Genomic DNA, 18617 nt, shown 5'->3' on the forward strand with positions numbered 1-18617 from the left:
CGGAAATGCGCCGGCCTTCAATGTATCGGTCCGCTCAGGTGCCGAGCCCAAGTGGTTTTTCCGCAGGCTCGTAGGTTAGTTGAACCTGCGGGAATTATCTTATTTTGGACGACAGACCACTGCATCATGCACATGCCCGAAGCCTTTAGGAATAATCTCGACGACTTCCACGAATTTTGACCAGTGGTTTTGAATGTACTGGGGTGTATGGCCAATATCGCGATAATATTCCGGGTCGGTTACGTCTGCGATGTCTGGGTTCGGGTCGGGTGCGTCTACGATGCCTTGCAACATGTAGTGTTCGACCGCGTAGGGGTTTTTCGACCACTCGGCGGTAGACACGCTATACGGGCCGTGAACAGACAGAACCATCAAGCCACGGGTTATGCGCGACAATTCTTTGAGCCAGTGATTTTGGTCAGGTTCTGCAAGATGGGTCAGCACACTATGAGAGTAGACCAGATCGAACTGATCGTCATCGTAAGGTGTTGCGCTGTATGGATCGAGCACTGTGTAGTCCCCGAACGGCATGTTCTCCTTGCAATAGGCAATATTGACAGGGTCAACGTCAGCGCCGAACAAGTTTGGTTTCAATATGTCGGGGATATGTCTGGCGATGCGTCCGCAACCGACGCCCCAATCAAGTGTAACGGTGTCCTTGGTTAGCGGCAGTCCCATAACCTCGCTGATGTTCATGACAACGGTCATGTCTTCTATGCCGCCTGAAATAAACGACTTATTCAGCGCATCCGGTTCAGATCCATCTGTGCCCACGACACAGGGATTATACTTACCCTGTATCCTGCCAATATTGTCGCGCGACGGTATGGGGGTTTCGTAGTCAGGAGCAATGTCGACATTGGGTGTCCGAGCCAGCGGCCATGTAGCAGCAACCGCGCTCCAGTTCCCTACGATCGCCTTGTGTAGATTCAAGGCAAGTTCCGCAGGTTGCGCTGGATAAAGCGAACCGTCACCTGTCAGCGCCTGTTTTAGCTCGCTAACTTGTGCGATCAATTCGTCAACGCTGCGCTTGATGTGTTTGTTTCGAATCCGCGATTTCATAGGGTTTTTCATCTTACGGTGCCTTCCGTGTGCTCTAGCGGCTATGCCACAACATTCTGAGTTTCAAAATCGGGTAACTTCCGAAGCTGACCTGCAGAAATCCTGGGCCAGTTTCCGCAAATTACTCAGTTTCTTTTACTGCATGGGTCGATCTGTCCAGATCGTTCCACGTTTGGTCTTTCTGCGAAACTTCCTGAGCTGCCATAGGCCAATTGATGCCGATCGCCGGATCATCCCAACGCAGACCACGCTCACTTTCCGGCGCGTATGCCGCGCTGACCGGATAGATAATTTCCGTGTCATCAGTAAGGCTCATGAAGCCGTGGGCAAAGCCTTTCGGCACATACATCATCTTGCGGTTCTCAGCGGTAAGTTCAGCGCCGAACCATTGACCGAACGTCTTTGACCCATCCCGAAGATCGACGATGACATCGAAGATCGCACCTTTTACGCAGCGCATCAGCTTGACCTCGGCGTGGGGGGGAAGTTGATAATGCATACCCCGCACTGTGCCCTTCGACATGGTCAATGAATTGTTGATCTGCATGAACTTTCCGACAAGGCCATGTGCTTTGAACTCGTCCTCGCAGAACATTCGGGCAAAGAAGCCGCGGTCATCGCCGCGTTTTTCCAGCTCGATCAGGTAAGCCCCTTCAAGCGGGGTCGGGGTGAACAGCATTTACAGCGACCCCCAGCGAAGATCACGCGACAAACGTCCGCTGTCGATATGCGCACGCAGTGCGTTCAGGCGGATGAAGGACGAACTGCGGAAATCAGTGTCGCCAAAGCCGAAATGTTCCAGCCCTGCACGCAGACGTTCGATGGATTGCTCGAGCGTCACTTGCGGGATGGACTCGGGGGCCAGCGATTTGAACAGCGCGAAGTCAACCTGGTACGAGCGCTTGTCGGGCGGCGCGTCGGTATTGATCTCGACCACGGTGCCGGGGAATTGTGCTTTGACCTTTTCGGCCAGCTCAGAGATACGCACATTGCTTTCGTCACGTCCGGCATTCACGGCCAGGAATTTACCGCCATTCGACGTTTCGCGCAGAGCTGCCCATTCAATGGCGCGAGCCATGTCCTCGACATCGATCAAGGGCCGCCACGGCGTTCCGTCGCTGAGAACGACGATCTTGTTGGTAGCCATGGCGCAGGCCACGAAGTCGTTCAGCACTAGATCCAGACGCAGCCTGTCGGACATGCCGCAGGCAGTTGCGAACCGCAAAGAGGTCAGGGTCATGTCGCCCAGATCGGCCTCTTGCAGGTCAAGCTCGGTGCCTATTTTGGACCGGGCATAGGCGGTTTGCGGGGCGGTAGCGTCGGTTTCCTTGCGCGGGCCGCCCTCGGCCGCGCCGTACATGGAACAGGAGGAGGCAAAGACGAAATTCGATACGCCACATTCGGCGGCAAGCTTGGCCAGCCGAACGCTTGCGGCGCGGTTGATGTCATGGGTGACTGTTTCGAATTCTTTGCCCATGGGGTCGTTGGAAACGGCGGCCAGATGGACCACCGCGTCGCAGCCCGCAAGATGGTCAGCGGTGATGTCGCGTGTGTCGCCATAGTGCTGTGTGTCATACACGATTTCGGGCAGGAAATCGGACCCGGTCAGCGAATGCGAGAAAAAGCCCGCGTCGTACCCGACCAGATGCAGGTCCGCGTGTCGCTGTTTCAGAAAACGCCCCAGAACGGGGCCGACATAACCTGTGTTTCCGGTCACTAGGATTTTCTTAGACATGCTACGTCACCACACTTTCCATTTTGCTTCGTTGTTGGACCAAAGACGGTTCAAATGCTCCTTGTCCCGCAGGGTATCCATGGGTTGCCAGAAACCATGGTGGTACCAAGCCCGCAACTGATCGTCATTTGCAAGGTTTTCCAGAGGTTCGCGCTCCCAAACCGTGAAGTCATCGTCGATATAGTCCACGATTTTCGGAGAAACGATGAAATATCCGCCATTGATCCAGCCGCCGTCGCCGACCGGCTTTTCCTGAAACCCGAGCACCTTCTCGTCTTGAAGGTCCAGTGCGCCAAACCGCCCCGGAGGCTGAACGGCGGTGACGGTAGCCAGTTTTCCGTGTTGTTTATGGAATTCGATGGCAGCAGTGATGTTAACGTCAGCGACGCCGTCCCCATAGGTGATGCACACGGCCTCGTCATCTTTGAAATACCGCGAAGCCCGCTTGATCCGGCCGCCAATCTGAGAGTTTTCGCCGGTTTCAACCAGTGTAACGGTCCAAGGCTCGGCTCGCATTTCATGGACGGTCATGCTGTTTTGTTTGATGTCAAAAGTGACGTCGGCATTGTGCAAGAAATAGTTTTGGAAATACTCTTTGATAAAGTAGCCCTTATATCCCAGGCAAATAACGAAATCATTGATGCCATGGTGGGAATAGGTTTTCATGATATGCCACAAGATCGGTTTGCCGCCTATTTCAACCATCGGCTTTGGGCGCAATCCGGTTTCTTCTGCAAGGCGCGTACCGAACCCGCCGGCAAGAATAACAGCCTTCATTTTTCTATCTTTCAGTTCCTGGGTGTTTGGATTTATTGAACGCAAATAATTTCTTCTAGTATTTATTGTGGTTTACGCTTCCCAAATGCTGCTGCCCTTTGCAACAAGTATTCCATTCCTACTTTTGTTGCGTTGGCGCGTCCTTTTGATTGACGGCCGAGTTCAGGCGATCCAGAGCGTCGGCAATTTCCTTTTGCTGCATATCTATCTTCGAAAGCTGGTCGACAGCCACCGCCTGCCGCTCGATCAGATAACTTTGTCCGGCTAACATGTGCCTCATCCGCATTCGGTTGCGTTTTCGGCTCTGGGTGAGGCGTCTCCAAGTTCTGACAAACCAGTTTTTATGCCGTTCCTGAGCATGGTGCAGCGTAGGTGTTGCCGAAAAATCTGGCTGATCGGCAATGCTTGCATCCCACATGACGTGGTCTTTTTCAGGGCGCGCGGGTAAACGCTCGAGCTTTTCGATCAGGCGGCCATAGGTTTGCTGGCTATCATATTCAGCTGCAATTTCGCGCATCATGGCTGATTTTTCGCTGACAAGCTCCGGGCGATCCGTAATTTGCCGGAATATGGTTTTATACGATTCTGTATCTTTGGGTTTGCAAACGAACAACGCGTCGGGATGCCTGGTCGAAAAATCATCCCCGGACGTGTTAATCACTGGAATGCCGAAATACATGTAGTCCAGAAAGCGCATTCTGTAGCTTTGCCACGCCTCGAGCGTGTCCTGGCTGACATTGATCCCAACATCGGCGATGCTCAGATAGTCTTGGACATGTTTACCGCCCTCGTCCCAGTCTTCAAACAGGACAAGGTGTTTACCCAGCTTATCCCGGTATTTGTCCAGAATGGCACGGAATTGCGCGACGTATTCGTCGTGATCGCGGTTAAAAGGCTGCACAATTCCCATCATGTAGAGCCGCAGCCTATGAGACGGGTTTTCGACAGTAAATTCGCAGAACGCCTGGAAAAAAGTGTTGAAGTCTGTCCATTTCCAAATGCCGCCGGAATTCAGAACCATGATGTCATCGGGCTCTAGTCCCAGTTTCTGCCGCAGTTCCTGCCGATCAGGGGCCTGTCGCTTGACCTCATCCACGATCCCTTGGGGTGCGACCAGGATACGATCTTCGTAAGGAAACCGCGCCAGCAGGTGCAGCAAGGAAAACAGTACCTGCTTCATACGGATATTTTGGGTGACGTAATAGTCCACATGATAGCGGGCCGCGGTAATCACCCGCCGCAAGTAGTCGTGCGTAAACAAGCCGGGATCTTCAACCCAATGCAAAGCGGGCATAATGGCGATGATCTTGGCATTGGGAAATGTCGGCTTGATGTTGAGAGCGTCGGGGAAAACGCTCACGACAAAATCGACGTCCTTGTTGTTAATATCTGCGGTTTCGCACACATAGTTGGGGTAGGCGCTGACTACCTTCACGCGGAATTTCGGGTCCGTAGATTCCTGCGCTGAGGCCAAGAATACAGTGTGACCGCGTCTGAGCGCTTCGTGCACAAATTGAAACAGGTTCTTGTCGTGGCTGTAGTTCAAGGCAAGCGGTTTGCCGTTTTCCAGCTTTGGAAACTGGATGTTGTCCAGCAGCGCGAGAGTTGTGAGCGTGTGTTTTTGCGACATTTACTTTGCCAGTCTCAATGCTTTGCGTTTTGATTCCCACACTCTTTCAAGACCTTTACGAAGACTGACGCGAGGGGACCACCCCGGAACGCGCGACAATTTGCGATTGGGCTCCATTATTTCATTCGGACGATACGGGCGTTCGCCCCATTGGATGGGGGGTGCTGCCTCCGTGATCTCGCCGATCAATGCTTCGAGATCGCGAAGCGAGTGATGCTCACCTGAAGACACACCATAGACTTCCAATTGGTCCAGCGGGTCGCCTGCCGCGCGCTCGGTCGCGGCGACAATCGCAGCCGCAGCATCTTCGACGTAGACGAGGTCCATTTTCTGAAACCCCGGCGACATTTTCAGGGGCTCTTGCGCGACGACCGCGTTAAAAACAAGATCGACGACTTTGTTGCGCCAATCTGATGGGCCGTAGTTGTCAAACATTCTAAGGGAAATGACATTCAGCCCGTTCTTTGCGAAAGGAACCAGAATATCTTCGGCGGCCTGCTTTGTCGCTGCGTAGTAGTTGAACGGGTCATAGATGTTTTCTGGCGACGAAGTTTGCCAGCTTGTGCCGCATACCACCATGCCCTTCGCCCCGCAGCGCGCCGCGCTTTGGGCCAGAAGCGACGGCAATAGCGTGTTGACCTCGAGCATCGCGCGTATGCCCTCTTCGTCTTCCTTGGCCCGAGAAACGGCCGCGATATGCACGATTACATCAGGCGAAAAGGCTTCGACCTGCGCGCAAATATCCTTCAGTTCTGGTTTCAGGATCAGTGTCTCAACGGTCGCGGCGCCATCTGCGAGAAGGTCGTCAACAGAGGTAGATGATGCACGTTGCAAGCTGCCTATGTGAAAAGGTTTCTCCGCCAATTGGCGTAAGACTGCTTGCCCCAGAAAACCGGTTCCACCCGTCACCAATACTCTCATACTGAGCCTCATTCCGCATTCGTCGGGTAGGTCACTCGCACACTAAAGTGACATTTACCAGACACTAGCACATTGGATTTGAACAGGGGCAAATGCAGTGGAGCGGGACAAGCGGAAAATCGCCAGTTTCGAATGGGTTATTTAAGGGGTCATTGCTTGTGTTTATGTCGATTGACTTCTAGCGTGCGGGCTGACTTTACCGCACACAACAGCTATTTTGGGCCGTAAGCTTTTTTGGCCTCCGACGCCTCACTAAGGATCGCATTTGATGGAAGTATTTTCGACAAGCCCAGATTATATGACCTTCGAGGTCAGGGATAGAACAGCGCGTTTCGTCCGGGTTTCTCAAAATCAGGATATGCACTTCCATGCCGCATTTTTCCGCCTTGACCAGGTTCTTGACCTGTCAGGAGGAAAACAGTGGGTTGAAGTGTCATTCTCATGGTTTGGGCGCCATGATCAAAGCGGCGACATGCCGCCTGTTTTCGAAGCTTATTTGGAGCAGGGCGCCCCTGAAAATCGAAATTTCAACGCGGCTTCTCACCAGCGGTTGCTGGATTATGCTTGGGGCCGCGAGACCTTGGTTTTCGAGCTGGATGGGTCCGAAGTTGATCCGATCATTGGCCTTCGGTTCAGCGACCCGCGTATAACCCTGATGACGTTCAAAGCGTTAAATCTAACGGTGCAATCCAGTCCTCAAGCACCGACGCCGCAGCAGTTGCAAACGCAGTATGCTCCGTTTGTAAAAGACGGCTGGTTTCCTGATCCTTTCATGCAGGCGCTGCATGATGTTGTCCGGCTATATTATACGCCAGTGCTTGAACGCGGCGGTGACGCTATCGACATCGGGGCAAACAAAGGGTTTCACACCCATGCCATGCGCAATGCCTTTCGCCGACCGGACCAGAAGCTGATTGCAGTCGAACCCCACCCGACGCTGCATCGCGCGTTGCAGCAAGGTTTTGCGGGCGACCCGCAGGTCGACATTGCCAATGTGCTTATCGGGTCTCGGGCGGCCAGCGATGTCAGCTTTACCTATTCCGAAACTCATCACGAGCTTGGCTCCGCGCGCCCAAATTACATTGAAGAGTTCTTCCCTGATATCGAGGATGATTTTGAAACCATCCGTATGGATATGCTGAACGTTGATGTGCTGGTCGATCAGTTCGGCCTGACACCTGGTTTCATCAAAATCGACGTGGAAGGGTTCGAGCTTGAGGTCCTGCACGGTGCTCACAAAACGTTCGAAAACTTCCGACCCGTTGTGGCGTTTGAGTTCAATGTCACGAGTTCACCCAATAACAGCTATCTGCTAGCCGATATGTTTGACCATTTCGACTATGTGATTTTTGATTGCTTTGGCAACCGGCTGGGGGCCACGACCTGGTGCAATCCCAGTATCGATCCGATTGACCGCGTCGCCATTCCCGCTGAACAGGCCGAGGCCGTGATGGCTGCAGTACAGGGGCCTTTGGACCAGCATTGGCGAGAGTGGCAGCAGGCGCAGAAATCACCCGGCTAACGCAGTTCGGCCTCAGTGTTGCCGCCATCGACGGTAAGGACGTGGCCGGTGGTACGCTCGGACAGTGCAAGGGTCACGAAACCGTCGGCGACGTGGTGAGCCTGAACTTCGCGGCCCAGAAGATTTCCGCCCATATAGGTGTCTTCGCTGACACCACGGGCGGCGGCGCGTTCCTTGATGAAATCGTCCGTTAACAGGCCCGAGCGGATGCGGTCGGCATTCACCCCGTTCACGCGAATGCCCGCACCGGCCAGTTCCAAAGTCAACTGGCGCATCAGGAACATGGTGGCCGCTTTCGGTGTGCCATAGGCCCCGAAATTCTTGCCGGGATTGACCGCCTGTTTTGAGATGTTGAACAGAATCTGCCCGCCGCGTCCCTGCGCCTGTATCACGCGGGCGGCGGCGGTGGCAAAATTCTTGTGGGCAAAGAAATTCAATTCGAACGCCTGCCGGAAGGCCGCATCGTCCAGATCCAGCAAGGCCCCCGACCTTGCTGTGCCTGCGTTTGAGATCACGATGTCCAACCCACCAAAGGCGAGGATCGCTGCGTCCATCGCCCGCTGGGCCGCACCGTCCGAAGTGATGTCTTCGGCATGGGCGACGTGCCACCGCCCAAGCTGGTCCAGTGCCTGATCCAAGGCCTGCGGGTCCTTGTCGATCAGCACCAGGTTGGCCCCCTTGGCGGCAAAGGCTTTGGCCGTGGCCAGCCCAATCGCGCCCGCACCGCCCGTGATCATGACGACTTTGCCCTGAAACGGCGGTGGCGTTCCCTTGCCCAGCTTGGCCTGTTCCAGCGACCAATACTCGCAGTCGAACATGTCCTTTTCGCTGATTGGATAGAACCCGCCCGCATCTTCGCCAACGGCGCGCACGCGGATATTTTGCTCGGCCAGATCGGCCGCTGCTGCTGCTGCTTTGGCGTTTCCGCCCATGCCGACGATGCCGATCCCTTCGATCCAGGCATGTTTGGGATCAGGGGTCAGCAGGGTTTTGGGTTCCTTGGCGTGCGGAGCCTGACGGTTGAAATAGGCGCGATACTCGTCGGCAAAACCTTCGACCTTGGCTTTGATGGTCTCGCGGTTGGCTAGATCGGCGCGGCGCAGCACCAGCGGGCGGCCCTTGGTGCGGATCACGTGATCGGGTGAGGCCATCCCACGTGTGGCCAGCGCGTTGATATCGGGGCGGGCCATGAAGGTATGGGTATGATCGCCGTTGCGCAGATCAAAGATGGGCATCGCGTCGTCGCGCTCGGCATTCACCTCGGCGATGACACCGCGCAGCATAGGCAGAACCTGCAAACCCTCAGCTGGACGGCGTTCGCCGATAGGGGTGACGCCCGTCAGGCCCAGATAGGCGGCGACCTCATTGCTGTGGCTGACGATCTTGTCATAGCTTTCCTGCGCCGTGTCACCGAAGGCAAAATGCCCGTGTTGCAGCAGCAAGAGCCCGTCGACGGCAGGGTTGGCGTCGTAGACATCAGCGGCCGCTTTGGCCAGATCGAAGCCGGGCATGATATAGGGTACAATGCCCAAACGATCGCCGAAGATCTCGCGGCAGATCTCGGCTGCGTTCGGCAGGTTAGCAAGGATCAGGAAAGGTGTCGCGTGGGTGTGGTCAACATATCTATGCGGCAGGAACGCATGCAGCAGCGTTTCGACCGACGGGTTGGGCGAGGTCGAATCCAGCAAGTTCGAGCGTTGGTAGTTGACCATGTCTTCGTCGGACAGGGTTTCAAGTTGCCGGGCCTTCAGCAAAGGATCAAGCCAGACCCCTGGCAGACCCGGTGCCTCAATCGTGTCCAGATCCCAGCCCGAACCTTTGACATGCAGCACCTGGCGCTGGTCGCCGAACAGATCAGGACGCTCCAGTTTAACCGAAGTATTGCCGCCACCATGCATCAACAGGTCGGGGTTCTGGCCGATCAGGCGCGAGGTATAGACACGCTCGGCCAGTTCCTGATCGGCAGGGTCATCACCTGCCGCTGCGCGCCATTCCAGTGCTTTTGCCGCGTCGTACCAGTTCTCAATCATCGGTGTTCTTTCAGTTTGCAGTCTGTGGGCTTTCAATGGGTTTTGTCGGGGAACAGACCCGCCAAGCCTTGGGCGCTGGCGTCGCAAATGCCGCGTTCGGTGATCAGGCCGGTGACCAGCCGGTTGGGGGTGACGTCAAAGGCCGGATTGCCGCCGGGTGTGCCCTGCGGCGTGATCTGAACATCGCCGATCTGACCCTGTTGCAGACCCTGAATATGGGTAATCTCGGCCTCGGGGCGGTCTTCGATGGGGATTTCGGCGACCCCGTCTTGTAGTGACCAGTCGATGGTGGGCGAGGGTAGGGCGACATAGAACGGCACGCCGTTGTCATGGGCCGCCAGCGCCTTGAGATAGGTGCCGATCTTGTTGCACACATCGCCGCGTGCGGTGGTGCGATCGGTGCCGGTGATGACCAGATCGACCAGCCCGCGCTGCATCAGATGCCCGCCTGCATTGTCCACCACATAGGTGTGCGGGATGCCATGTTCGCCCAGCTCCCACGCGGTCAGGGCCCCTTGGTTGCGGGGGCGGGTTTCGTCGACCCAGACATGGATCGGAACCCCTTCGTTGTAGGCGTGGTACATCGGGCTGGTGGCCGTGCCCCAATCGACCGTCGCCAGCCAGCCGGCGTTGCAATGGGTCAGAAGGTTCACTGGCTCGCCTGCGGGCTTCTTCGCGGCGATCTCTCTGATCAGGGCCAGGCCGTTTTCACCAATGCGGCGGTTGATTTCGATATCTTCCTCGAACACCTCCTGCGCCAGCGCCCAAGCAGCGTCAGCCCGGTTTTCAGGGGGCAGCGGCAGCAGAGTCGCGCGGCACCGCGCAAGCGCCCAGGCCAGATTTACCGCCGTGGGCCGCGTCGCGTTCAAAACGGTGCTGGAGTGTTCGAAATTCACGTCCGAGGGGTCCCTCGTCATCGCTTCGGCCATGCCATAGGCGGCGGTCGCCCCGATCAGAGGCGCCCCGCGCACCCACATGTCGCGGATTGCGACTTCGAAATCTTCCAATGCGGACAAGTTGACGACTTTGAATTCATGCGGCAGCCAGCGTTGATCAATGATCCGCACTGCGCCGCTTTGCGCATCGCGCCAGATCGACCGATAGTGAACGCCGCCGACTTTCATTGCCTATCCTCCTGGTTGTGTCGTGCCCCCGAGGGCCGTGTCCCCGCCGCAACAGGCCCAAAACGCGCCAGCCCTTCGAAATGAGGATTGTAAACCACGGGCGCAGCGGGTCGGTTGACGAAATGAGACATGCAAGTTGTTGGCGATTGGCCCGGCATTGTCAAACCCTTGCAAGGTGAAAAGATCGGTGGGTTTCAGCAGCCTATGGTTGTATCGCCACAATTCCGGGGCAGATTGGGTTGCACATCTTAGCTATCCGGTCTCTGCTACGGCAAACCGATTTGTAGGAGAGCACCATGCCCCAATCCCCCGACACAAACCGCCGTATTGTTCTGGCTGAACGTCCCAAGGGCCAGCCAGACGAGAACACTCTGCGGTTAGAGACAACCGATGTCCCGACGCCCGGGGCAGATGAAATGCTAGTGCGCACGGTCTTTCTGTCTTTGGACCCCTATATGCGTGGACGCATGAATGATGCAAAATCCTATGCCGAGCCGGTGGCGATCGGCGGTGTTATGACTGCGCAGGTCGTGGGACGGGTCGAGCAGTCGAACCTTCAGGGCTTTGCGGTTGGCGATTATGTCCTGAACATGAGCGGCTGGCAGGATTATGCGATCTCGGACGGGGCGCAGGTGGTCAATCTTGGTCAATCACCAGACAACCCGTCCTGGGCGCTGGGGATTTTGGGGATGCCGGGCTATACGGCCTATGCCGGGCTGCTGAAAATCGGTGAGCCTAAACCCGGTGAAACCGTTGTTGTCGCCGCAGCCTCAGGCCCGGTAGGGGCGACTGTGGGTCAGATTGCCAAGCTGAAAGGTTGCCGGGTGGTCGGCATTGCGGGTGGGCCCGAGAAATGCGCGCATGTGGTGCAAAATCTGGGATTTGATGCTTGTTTGGATCATCGCTCGGATGATTTGGCTGGACAACTGCGTGATGCCTGCCCGGATGGCATCGACGTCTATTTCGAGAATGTCGGCGGCAAGGTGCTGTATGCCGTACTGCCTTTGTTAAACCCGTTTGCGCGCGTTCCGGTTTGCGGCGTCATGGCCTGGTACAACCTGCCCGGTCTGCCCGAGGGGCCGGATATGGGCCCGGTGATCATGGGGACGTTGTTGCGGATGAAGGTACGCATGCAGGGTTTCATCATTTTCGACAATTTCGGCCCCGAAGTGTATCAGGAATTCGTTCGCGATATGACCGGCTGGCTAAAAGACGGCTCGGTCACTTACAAAGAACACTTGGTCGAGGGGCTGGAAAACGCGCCTGAAGCGTTCAATCAGCTATTGGCCGGGGGAAATTTTGGTAAAATGGTCGTAAAGGTGGGCTGATCTGACAGCCTCTCATTTTTGCGCACCGCCCCGGACAAATCGGTCTGCCGGGGCGGTCGCGGGTTAACTTGCTGCCGCCAAAAGCGAGGCGTTGCCCCCGGCGGCGGTGGTGTCAATACACACGTGACGCTCAAGCTGGCAGCGATCGCCAAAATCCGCGTCATTGATCAGCGGGATCAAAGCACCGGCTCGCTGCGCCAAGGCCGTGCGGATGGCCCGAAGCTGCGCCTCTTCTCCCCAACAGACAACCGCATCGAAGCCCGAAATCGAGCCTAACACAGCGGGTTCCAGTACACCGTCCACCGTGTTCGGACCGCTCGCCGCAGGCGCAACGACGACGGCGGAACAGCCATGCGCCACAGCGATTTCGCGCTGCGCCTGCGCGGCCTCAAGCGATGGGCCAAGACACAGGATGATGCCACGGCCATAGGTCGACAGCGTGTTCGACTCGCCCGTCGGTCCTGGTAGCTGGTGCCGTTTCAACGCGATACGCGGCGGGCGTTTGGTTGCCGTCAGGACAGCCTGAACCGTGGCCTGATCGGCGGCCTGCCCCGTGGCCGCGGTAAGGCTATGCGTCGCGGGTTTGGTGAAACGCTTGACGTAAGACGGACCGCCCGCCTTGGGCCCGGTGCCCGACAATCCCTCACCCCCGAAGGGTTGGGACCCCACGATCGCGCCAATCTGGTTGCGGTTGATATACATGTTGCCGACGTTCAGTTGCGACGTAACCTGTTCGATCCGGTCGTCGATGCGCGAGTGCATTCCGAAGGTCAGGCCAAAGCCGGTGGCATTTATCGCAGCGACCACCGCGTCCAGTTCCGACGCCTTGTAGGTGGCCACATGCATGACCGGGCCGAACACCTCTTTTTCCAGATCAGCAATACCCGATACACGCAGGACGGTTGGGGCCACGAAAGTGCCGTCTGTCGGAGTATCCAGTTGTTTCAACACGCGTCCCTGCGCGCGGGCGCCTTCGACATAGGCTAGAATTTCACCCTGCGCGCCGTCACTGATCACTGGCCCGACATCTGTGCGCAAGTCCCATGGGTTGCCCACGACCAGCTCATCCATCGCTCCGTATAGCATCTCGAGGAATGGTTCGGCCACGTCCTCTTGCACGTAGAGCAGCCGTAGCGCAGAACAGCGCTGACCGGCGGATTGGAAGGCCGAGGCGACGATATCCTTGATCGCCTGTTCCGGCAGCGCCGTGGAGTCCACGATCATCGCGTTCAGCCCACCAGTTTCGGCGATCAAAGGGGCCTCGGGGGCGATCTGATCCACCATGGCGCGGTTGATCGTTTGCGCCGTGTGGGTCGAGCCGGTAAAGCACACCCCTTTGATCCTTGGGTCCGACGTCAGCCGTGCGCCCACGACCGAGCCGCGGCCCGGCAGCAGTTGCAACGCCGTCTTCGGAACCCCGGCTTCATGCATCAGGTTGACGGCGACCCAGGCGGTTATGGCCGTTGGGTCCGCCGGTTTGGCCAGGACACCATTGCCAGCGGCCAGTGCGGCGGCGATCTGCCCGGTGAAGATGGCCAGCGGGAAGTTCCATGGTGAAATGCAAGCCATCACACCGCGCGCAGGTCGCGTGACTTCGGTGCCGCGCACAGCATAGTAGCGCAGGAAATCGACCGCCTCGCGCAGCTCGGCGATGGCGTCCATCGGGGTCTTCCCCGCTTCGCGGGTGAGGATGGCAAACAGCTCTCCGAAGTTCTGCTCATATAGCTCGGCGGCGCGAAACAGGGTCTGGCGACGCGTTTCAGCACCCGCGTTCCACTGGGCTGCCGCGCCAAGTGCCGTTTTGACATCCTCGACCGATGCCTCAGCCACCACACCCACCTTGTCCGCGTGATCGGCGGGATTAAGGACAGGGCGGTCTGTGGTGTTCTGCGACGCGCCCTCCAAAAGCGGCCCAACCTGCCAGAACTTTGCGCGAAATGGCGCGCGGGCCTGTTCGATCTCGGCCAGATCGTCGGCGCCGTGCAAATCCCAGCCCCGTGAATTCGGGCGCTCGGTCCCATAAAGGTCCGCAGGCATCCAAACAGCCGCATTAGAGCCTGAGTCCAGCGCATCAAACGGGTCGGCGGCGACGATTTCCGGGGCCACGGATTGGTCCACGATCTGATTCACGAACGAAGAGTTCGCCCCGTTTTCCAGCAAGCGCCGCACCAGATAGGCCAGAAGATCCCGATGCGCCCCGACCGGCGCGTAAATCCGGCAACGGGTGCCGCTGCCCTTCAGGACCAGATCATGCAGGCTTTCGCCCATGCCATGCAGGCGCTGGAACTCAAAGCTGCGTGTGTCTGTGGCCATGTCGAGGATCGCGGCCACTGTATGGGCGTTATGGGTGGCAAATTGCGGATAAATTCGATCTGTCATGCCCAGCAGTTTCTGGGCGCAGCAGATATACGAGATATCGGTGGCCGCCTTGCGGGTGAAAACCGGGAAGCCGCGCAGCCCTTCGACCTGCGCGCGCTTGATCTCGGTATCCCAATAGGCACCTTTTACCAGACGCACCATGATTTTACGGTCCAATTCAGCGGCGAGCGCATGCAGCCAATCCAGAACATAGGCTGCGCGCTTGCCATAGGCCTGCACGACCACGCCGAACCCGTCCCAGCCCGCAAGCGACGGGTTGCGCAGAACAGCTTCGATCACGTCAAGGGACAGATCCAGCCGATCCGCCTCTTCCGCGTCGATATTCAGGCCCATATTGGCGGCCTTGGCCTGTTGTGCAAGTTGCAACGTCAGGGGCACCAGCTCGGCCATCACCCGGTCTTTTTGCCCGACCTCATAGCGGGGATGCAGCGCCGAGAGCTTGATCGAAATGCCGGGGTTTTCCCGAATGTCTTGCGCGTCGCATTCCCTGGCCAGCTTGGCGATGGCGTCCGAATACGCGGCCAGAAACGCCTTGGCGTCGTGGGCTGTCAAAGCAGCCTCGCCCAGCATGTCGTACGAATAGGTATAGCCCTCGGCTTCTTGTTTCTTGCCGCGTTCCAGTGCTTCTTCGATGGTTTCACCCAGCACGAACTGCGCGCCCATTTCCTTCATCGCCCGCGCCACCGCGACCCGGATCACCGGTTCCCCCAGCCGTTTCACCGCCCCTTTCAGGGTCGCAGCAATGCCGGTGCCATCCTGCAGAACCTTGCCCGTCAGCATCAATGCCCAGGTGGAGGCGTTGACCAGAGACGACGACGATTGCCCTAGATGCTGCCCCCAGGCCGAAGGTGCGATCTTGTCCTCGATCAGCGCGTCAATCGTATCTGCGTCGGGCACCCGTAGCAGTGCCTCGGCCAGACACATCAGGGCCACGCCTTCATTGGTGGACAGGCCATATTCGGCCAGAAAGACTTCCATCAGGCCGGGGCGGCTGTCGTTGCGGATCGCGCGTACAAGATCAGCCGCGCGATTCTGGACCACCGCCCGCCTTGCTGCGTCAATCGGATTGCGGCTTGTCAGGTCCCGCAATACCTTGGATTCTGCCCGCAGGTGGTTGTGTCGAAGGTTCAGACGAATATCATGTAGCCCAGTCATGTTCTTTCCAATCCGCGTTCGATTTAAATAATCTTACCAAATCGCCGAAAGTTATGTTGACTAAAGCTTCAAAATAGGCGTGATTATTGACCAAATTTCCTATTTAGTTTTGGCGATTGAGACCGTGTTAATAGAGAAAAATAGTCAACTAGACCGACATGACCTGAAAATCCTACGTATTCTGAGCCGTGAAGGCCGTATTCCGGTGACGGAATTGTCGGCGCGGGTCGGATTATCCAAGACACCTTGTCAGGTGCGGATGAAACGTCTGATCTCGGAAGGGTATATACAGGGGTTTCGCGCGATTCTGGACCCTTCGAAGCTGGGGGTCGAACAGGTGGTCTTTGTCGAGGTCAGCCTGAAAATCACCACCGAAGCGGCTTTGACTGAGTTCAATGAAGCTGTGCAACGAGCGCCCGAGGTCGAACAATGCCACATGATTGCGGGTGCCTTTGACTATCTGCTGAAACTGCGCACCAAGGATATGCGCAGTTACCGTGAGATTTTGGGCCGTGTCGTGTCCACGCTCCCGCATGTGGACAGCACCTCGACCCATGTGTCGATGCAATCGGTGAAAGACTGAGCCGCCCGACAGCGTTCATTGATGCAGTGCATCAATGATCTGTCGTGGCATTACCAGATCGCGGAAGGCGCGATGGATGGTTTCATCCGCTTCACTCAGCGGGGCACCACCAAGGTTGAAGCTGAGAAACCCGTGGGGAAGGCTGAGCGCCAGATAGAATTTCTTGCCCGAAAATGCCGCTGAGCAATAGTCGCGCCCACCTTGGTAGCGTTTGGCGATCTCGCTCAGCGTATAAGCGAATTCGGGTTTGACGTATTGTTCCAGCTGGTGCGGGTCGTCGGTAAAAACCTCAAAGATCTTCTCGGCATCCTCTAGGCCAAGATCCCAGCGATGTTGGGGCAAGACGTTGCGGCTTGCCCAGCTATACAGCTTGTTTAGGGTCTCACCGAAGTCCTTGACGAAGACCGTGCGTGGCAATGCGGCCGGGCAGTCGATTTCCAGCACGATGCCCGAGAACAGGGTTCTGGTCTTTCGTTTGTTGTCGCTGTCTCTGTAAGTGTCCGAGCAGCTCATTTGCAGCAGTTTGTAATTAGTGTCCCGCCAGGTGCCGCTGATCGCGTGATTTTCGCGCACGCGTTCGGATTCAGGTATGATTTGCAATGAAACCAAGCGCCCAATCGGAAGGAAGCTCATAGGTACGTCCGAGTGCAGCTCCATATGCCCTAGGAATTTGCACAGGATGGGGCGAATGTATTTCGAAACATCGGAACTGACTTTTCCGCCTCGTTCCAGATAAAGGATCAAGGCCGCGGCCCCGCCGAAAGCAAGTGGAAAAATCGCAAAAAGAGGATGAATGTAGTACCCGCCTAATCCGGCCAGTACGACGGCAACAACGCCAGAGAACTTGATCCAGAACATACTGCGCGAGACGGCGGCCTGACGTTCAACTTCTTTCTCGCGTAGGAATGGGGCGATCTGCTGGTCAAAGATCCGGGAAAACCCGGTCTCAAACGGGGCAGATTCGACAAACTGGTATTCTGACATCGTTAAATCCTGACCAACAAACTACGAGTTTGGCGCAGATGCTAGCGATCCGTTGTCCGCCAGAATATCCCCAGACGTGTATCATTTGTATCGGATGTGTCCGTCTTAGCCATGTTCGCGCAGGCGACGCCATTTTCGACACAGAGAAGCGCCTCGCTGGACTTCGAGGCGCGATCTGATGCGCTATCGCAGGCCCAGTTTGGACAATAGCCGGTTGCGTTTCATCAGCCACCATCCGGCCTCGACGGGCCATAGGGCATGGTTCTGGTCGGCCCCTAGTGCAGCGGCGCTGCGCTGGGGCCAGTTCGGGTCGTCCAGCAATTCGCGGGCCACGGCGATCATGTCGGCGTCGCCCTTTTGAATCACCGCGTCGCACACCTTGGGGTCCCACAGGAAACCGACTGCCATTGTCGGCATATCCGCCCAGGACCGGACTTGCGATGCAAACGGCACCTGAAAGCCGTGTTCGATGGTCATCCGCTGTGGGCGATCCTTGCCGCCGATCCCGCCCGAGCTGCAATCGATCATGTCCACGCCGGCAGCTTTGAGCGCCTTGGCGATGTCAACGGTGTCTTCGACGGTCATGCCGCCGTCCACCCAATCCGACGCCGATAACCGAAAAGCCAGAGGATAGTCCTCGGGCCAGTTTCGTCGGATTTCACGTGCGATCTCGACGGCAAAGCGCACCCGGTTCTGCGCGCTTCCGCCCCAATGGTCCGCCCGCTGGTTGGTGATCGGAGACAGGAATTGATGCACCAGAAAACCATGGGCTGCATAGACCTCGATCATCTTGAACCCGGCCGCCTGTGACCGTCTGGCCGCTGCACCGAAGGCGGCGATGACGTCTTCGATATCGGCCTGGGTCACTTCGCGCGGGGTCGGCCAGCCCTCGGCATAGGGCAGGGCAGAGGGTGCCATTGCAGGCCAAGCCGCTTCCTTGCGCTGCGTGGCGTCTTCATCATTCAGCGGAGTTTCGCCGTGCCAGGGACGCCGCTCCGAGGCTTTGCGCCCCGCATGACTCAGCTGAATGCCCGGCACCGCGCCTTCGCGGGTGATGAAATCGGCGATGGGTTTCAGCGGGGCAATCTGGGCGTCTTCCCACAAACCCAGATCGCCGGGCGTGCGCCGCCCGTCACGGGTGACGGCGGTCGCTTCGGCATAGATCAGCCCCGCACCGCCCATGGCAAACCGGCCCAGATGCACCAGATGCCAATCATTGGCGCGGCCTTCATTCGCCCGATACTGGCTCATCGGTGAGACCGCGATACGGTTCTTGAACGACACAGATCGCAGGTCAAATGGACTGAACAATGAGGGCATTCTGGTCTCTCCGACTGTGATTTTCCGTCAACCTAGCGAAACCGAGCGGGCAACCCAAATAGATAAT

Annotated in this window: 14 protein-coding genes; 3 read left to right on the plus strand and 11 right to left on the minus strand. The window is 57.3% G+C overall.

Features of this window, described 5'->3' with window-relative positions; all coding sequences use genetic code 11:
* Positions 1–99: 99 nt before the first annotated feature.
* From GOV79_RS11720 to GOV79_RS11745, 6 genes are all read right to left on the minus strand, one after another.
* The gene (locus tag GOV79_RS11720) at positions 100–1074 is read right to left on the minus strand and encodes a class I SAM-dependent methyltransferase (protein ID WP_170789911.1); all 975 of its coding nucleotides are present in this window, start codon (positions 1072–1074) and stop codon (positions 100–102) included.
* A 109-nt stretch (positions 1075–1183) separates the two neighbouring features.
* A complete protein-coding gene (rfbC, locus tag GOV79_RS11725) occupies positions 1184–1741 on the minus strand; it encodes a dTDP-4-dehydrorhamnose 3,5-epimerase (RefSeq protein WP_170789912.1) in 558 nt (185 codons plus the stop codon).
* On the minus strand, positions 1742–2797 hold the full coding sequence (locus tag GOV79_RS11730; protein ID WP_170773282.1) for an NAD-dependent epimerase/dehydratase family protein: 1056 nt from the start codon (positions 2795–2797) through the stop codon (positions 1742–1744).
* 6 nt (positions 2798–2803) lie between these two features.
* Positions 2804–3574 carry a glucose-1-phosphate cytidylyltransferase gene (gene rfbF / locus GOV79_RS11735; RefSeq protein WP_170773284.1) on the minus strand — a complete coding sequence of 257 codons (771 nt, stop codon included), beginning with the start codon at positions 3572–3574 and terminating at the stop codon, positions 2804–2806.
* Positions 3575–3692: 118 nt separating this feature from the next.
* A complete protein-coding gene (locus GOV79_RS11740; RefSeq protein WP_170773286.1) occupies positions 3693–5009 on the minus strand; it encodes a glycosyltransferase family protein in 1317 nt (438 codons plus the stop codon).
* A 195-nt stretch (positions 5010–5204) separates the two neighbouring features.
* A complete protein-coding gene (locus tag GOV79_RS11745; protein WP_170789913.1) occupies positions 5205–6125 on the minus strand; it encodes an NAD-dependent epimerase/dehydratase family protein in 921 nt (306 codons plus the stop codon).
* A gap of 472 nt (positions 6126–6597) precedes the next feature.
* Between GOV79_RS11745 and GOV79_RS11750 the strand changes: the two genes are divergently transcribed.
* Positions 6598–7647 (plus strand): FkbM family methyltransferase, encoded by a 1050-nt coding sequence (locus GOV79_RS11750; protein ID WP_170789914.1) that lies wholly within the window; start codon positions 6598–6600, stop codon positions 7645–7647.
* On the opposite strand, the gene GOV79_RS11755 is transcribed toward GOV79_RS11750, so the two are convergent.
* Both GOV79_RS11755 and mtnA read right to left on the minus strand, forming a co-directional pair.
* Positions 7644–9677, minus strand: coding sequence for a bifunctional aldolase/short-chain dehydrogenase (locus tag GOV79_RS11755; protein ID WP_170789915.1), 2034 nt, complete (start codon positions 9675–9677; stop codon positions 7644–7646). The two genes, GOV79_RS11750 and GOV79_RS11755, sit on opposite strands and share 4 nt — an antisense overlap.
* Positions 9678–9709: 32 nt before the next feature.
* Complete coding sequence (mtnA, locus tag GOV79_RS11760) at positions 9710–10801, minus strand: S-methyl-5-thioribose-1-phosphate isomerase (RefSeq protein WP_170789916.1); 1092 nt, start codon at positions 10799–10801, stop codon at positions 9710–9712.
* A gap of 296 nt (positions 10802–11097) precedes the next feature.
* Between mtnA and GOV79_RS11765 the strand changes: the two genes are divergently transcribed.
* On the plus strand, positions 11098–12129 hold the full coding sequence (locus GOV79_RS11765) for an NADPH-dependent curcumin/dihydrocurcumin reductase (RefSeq protein ID WP_170789917.1): 1032 nt from the start codon (positions 11098–11100) through the stop codon (positions 12127–12129).
* 63 nt (positions 12130–12192) lie between these two features.
* Here GOV79_RS11765 and putA read toward each other — a convergent pair whose 3' ends face one another.
* Positions 12193–15663 (minus strand): bifunctional proline dehydrogenase/L-glutamate gamma-semialdehyde dehydrogenase PutA, encoded by a 3471-nt coding sequence (putA, locus tag GOV79_RS11770; RefSeq protein WP_170789918.1) that lies wholly within the window; start codon positions 15661–15663, stop codon positions 12193–12195.
* 124 nt (positions 15664–15787) lie between these two features.
* On the opposite strand from putA, the gene GOV79_RS11775 reads away from it, so the two are divergent.
* Positions 15788–16246 carry an Lrp/AsnC family transcriptional regulator gene (locus GOV79_RS11775; RefSeq protein ID WP_331252117.1) on the plus strand — a complete coding sequence of 153 codons (459 nt, stop codon included), beginning with the start codon at positions 15788–15790 and terminating at the stop codon, positions 16244–16246.
* A gap of 15 nt (positions 16247–16261) precedes the next feature.
* Here GOV79_RS11775 and GOV79_RS11780 read toward each other — a convergent pair whose 3' ends face one another.
* Together GOV79_RS11780 and GOV79_RS11785 are read right to left on the minus strand one after the other, a co-directional pair.
* Positions 16262–17230 (minus strand): DUF3137 domain-containing protein, encoded by a 969-nt coding sequence (locus GOV79_RS11780; protein ID WP_170789919.1) that lies wholly within the window; start codon positions 17228–17230, stop codon positions 16262–16264.
* Positions 17231–17413: 183 nt separating this feature from the next.
* Positions 17414–18550: an NADH:flavin oxidoreductase/NADH oxidase gene (locus GOV79_RS11785; protein WP_170789920.1), complete on the minus strand. Its 1137-nt coding sequence runs from the start codon at positions 18548–18550 to the stop codon at positions 17414–17416.
* Positions 18551–18617: the final 67 nt, after the last annotated feature.

It is taken from the genome of Ruegeria lacuscaerulensis (assembly GCF_013034745.1).
Classification (GTDB): domain Bacteria; phylum Pseudomonadota; class Alphaproteobacteria; order Rhodobacterales; family Rhodobacteraceae; genus Ruegeria; species Ruegeria lacuscaerulensis_B.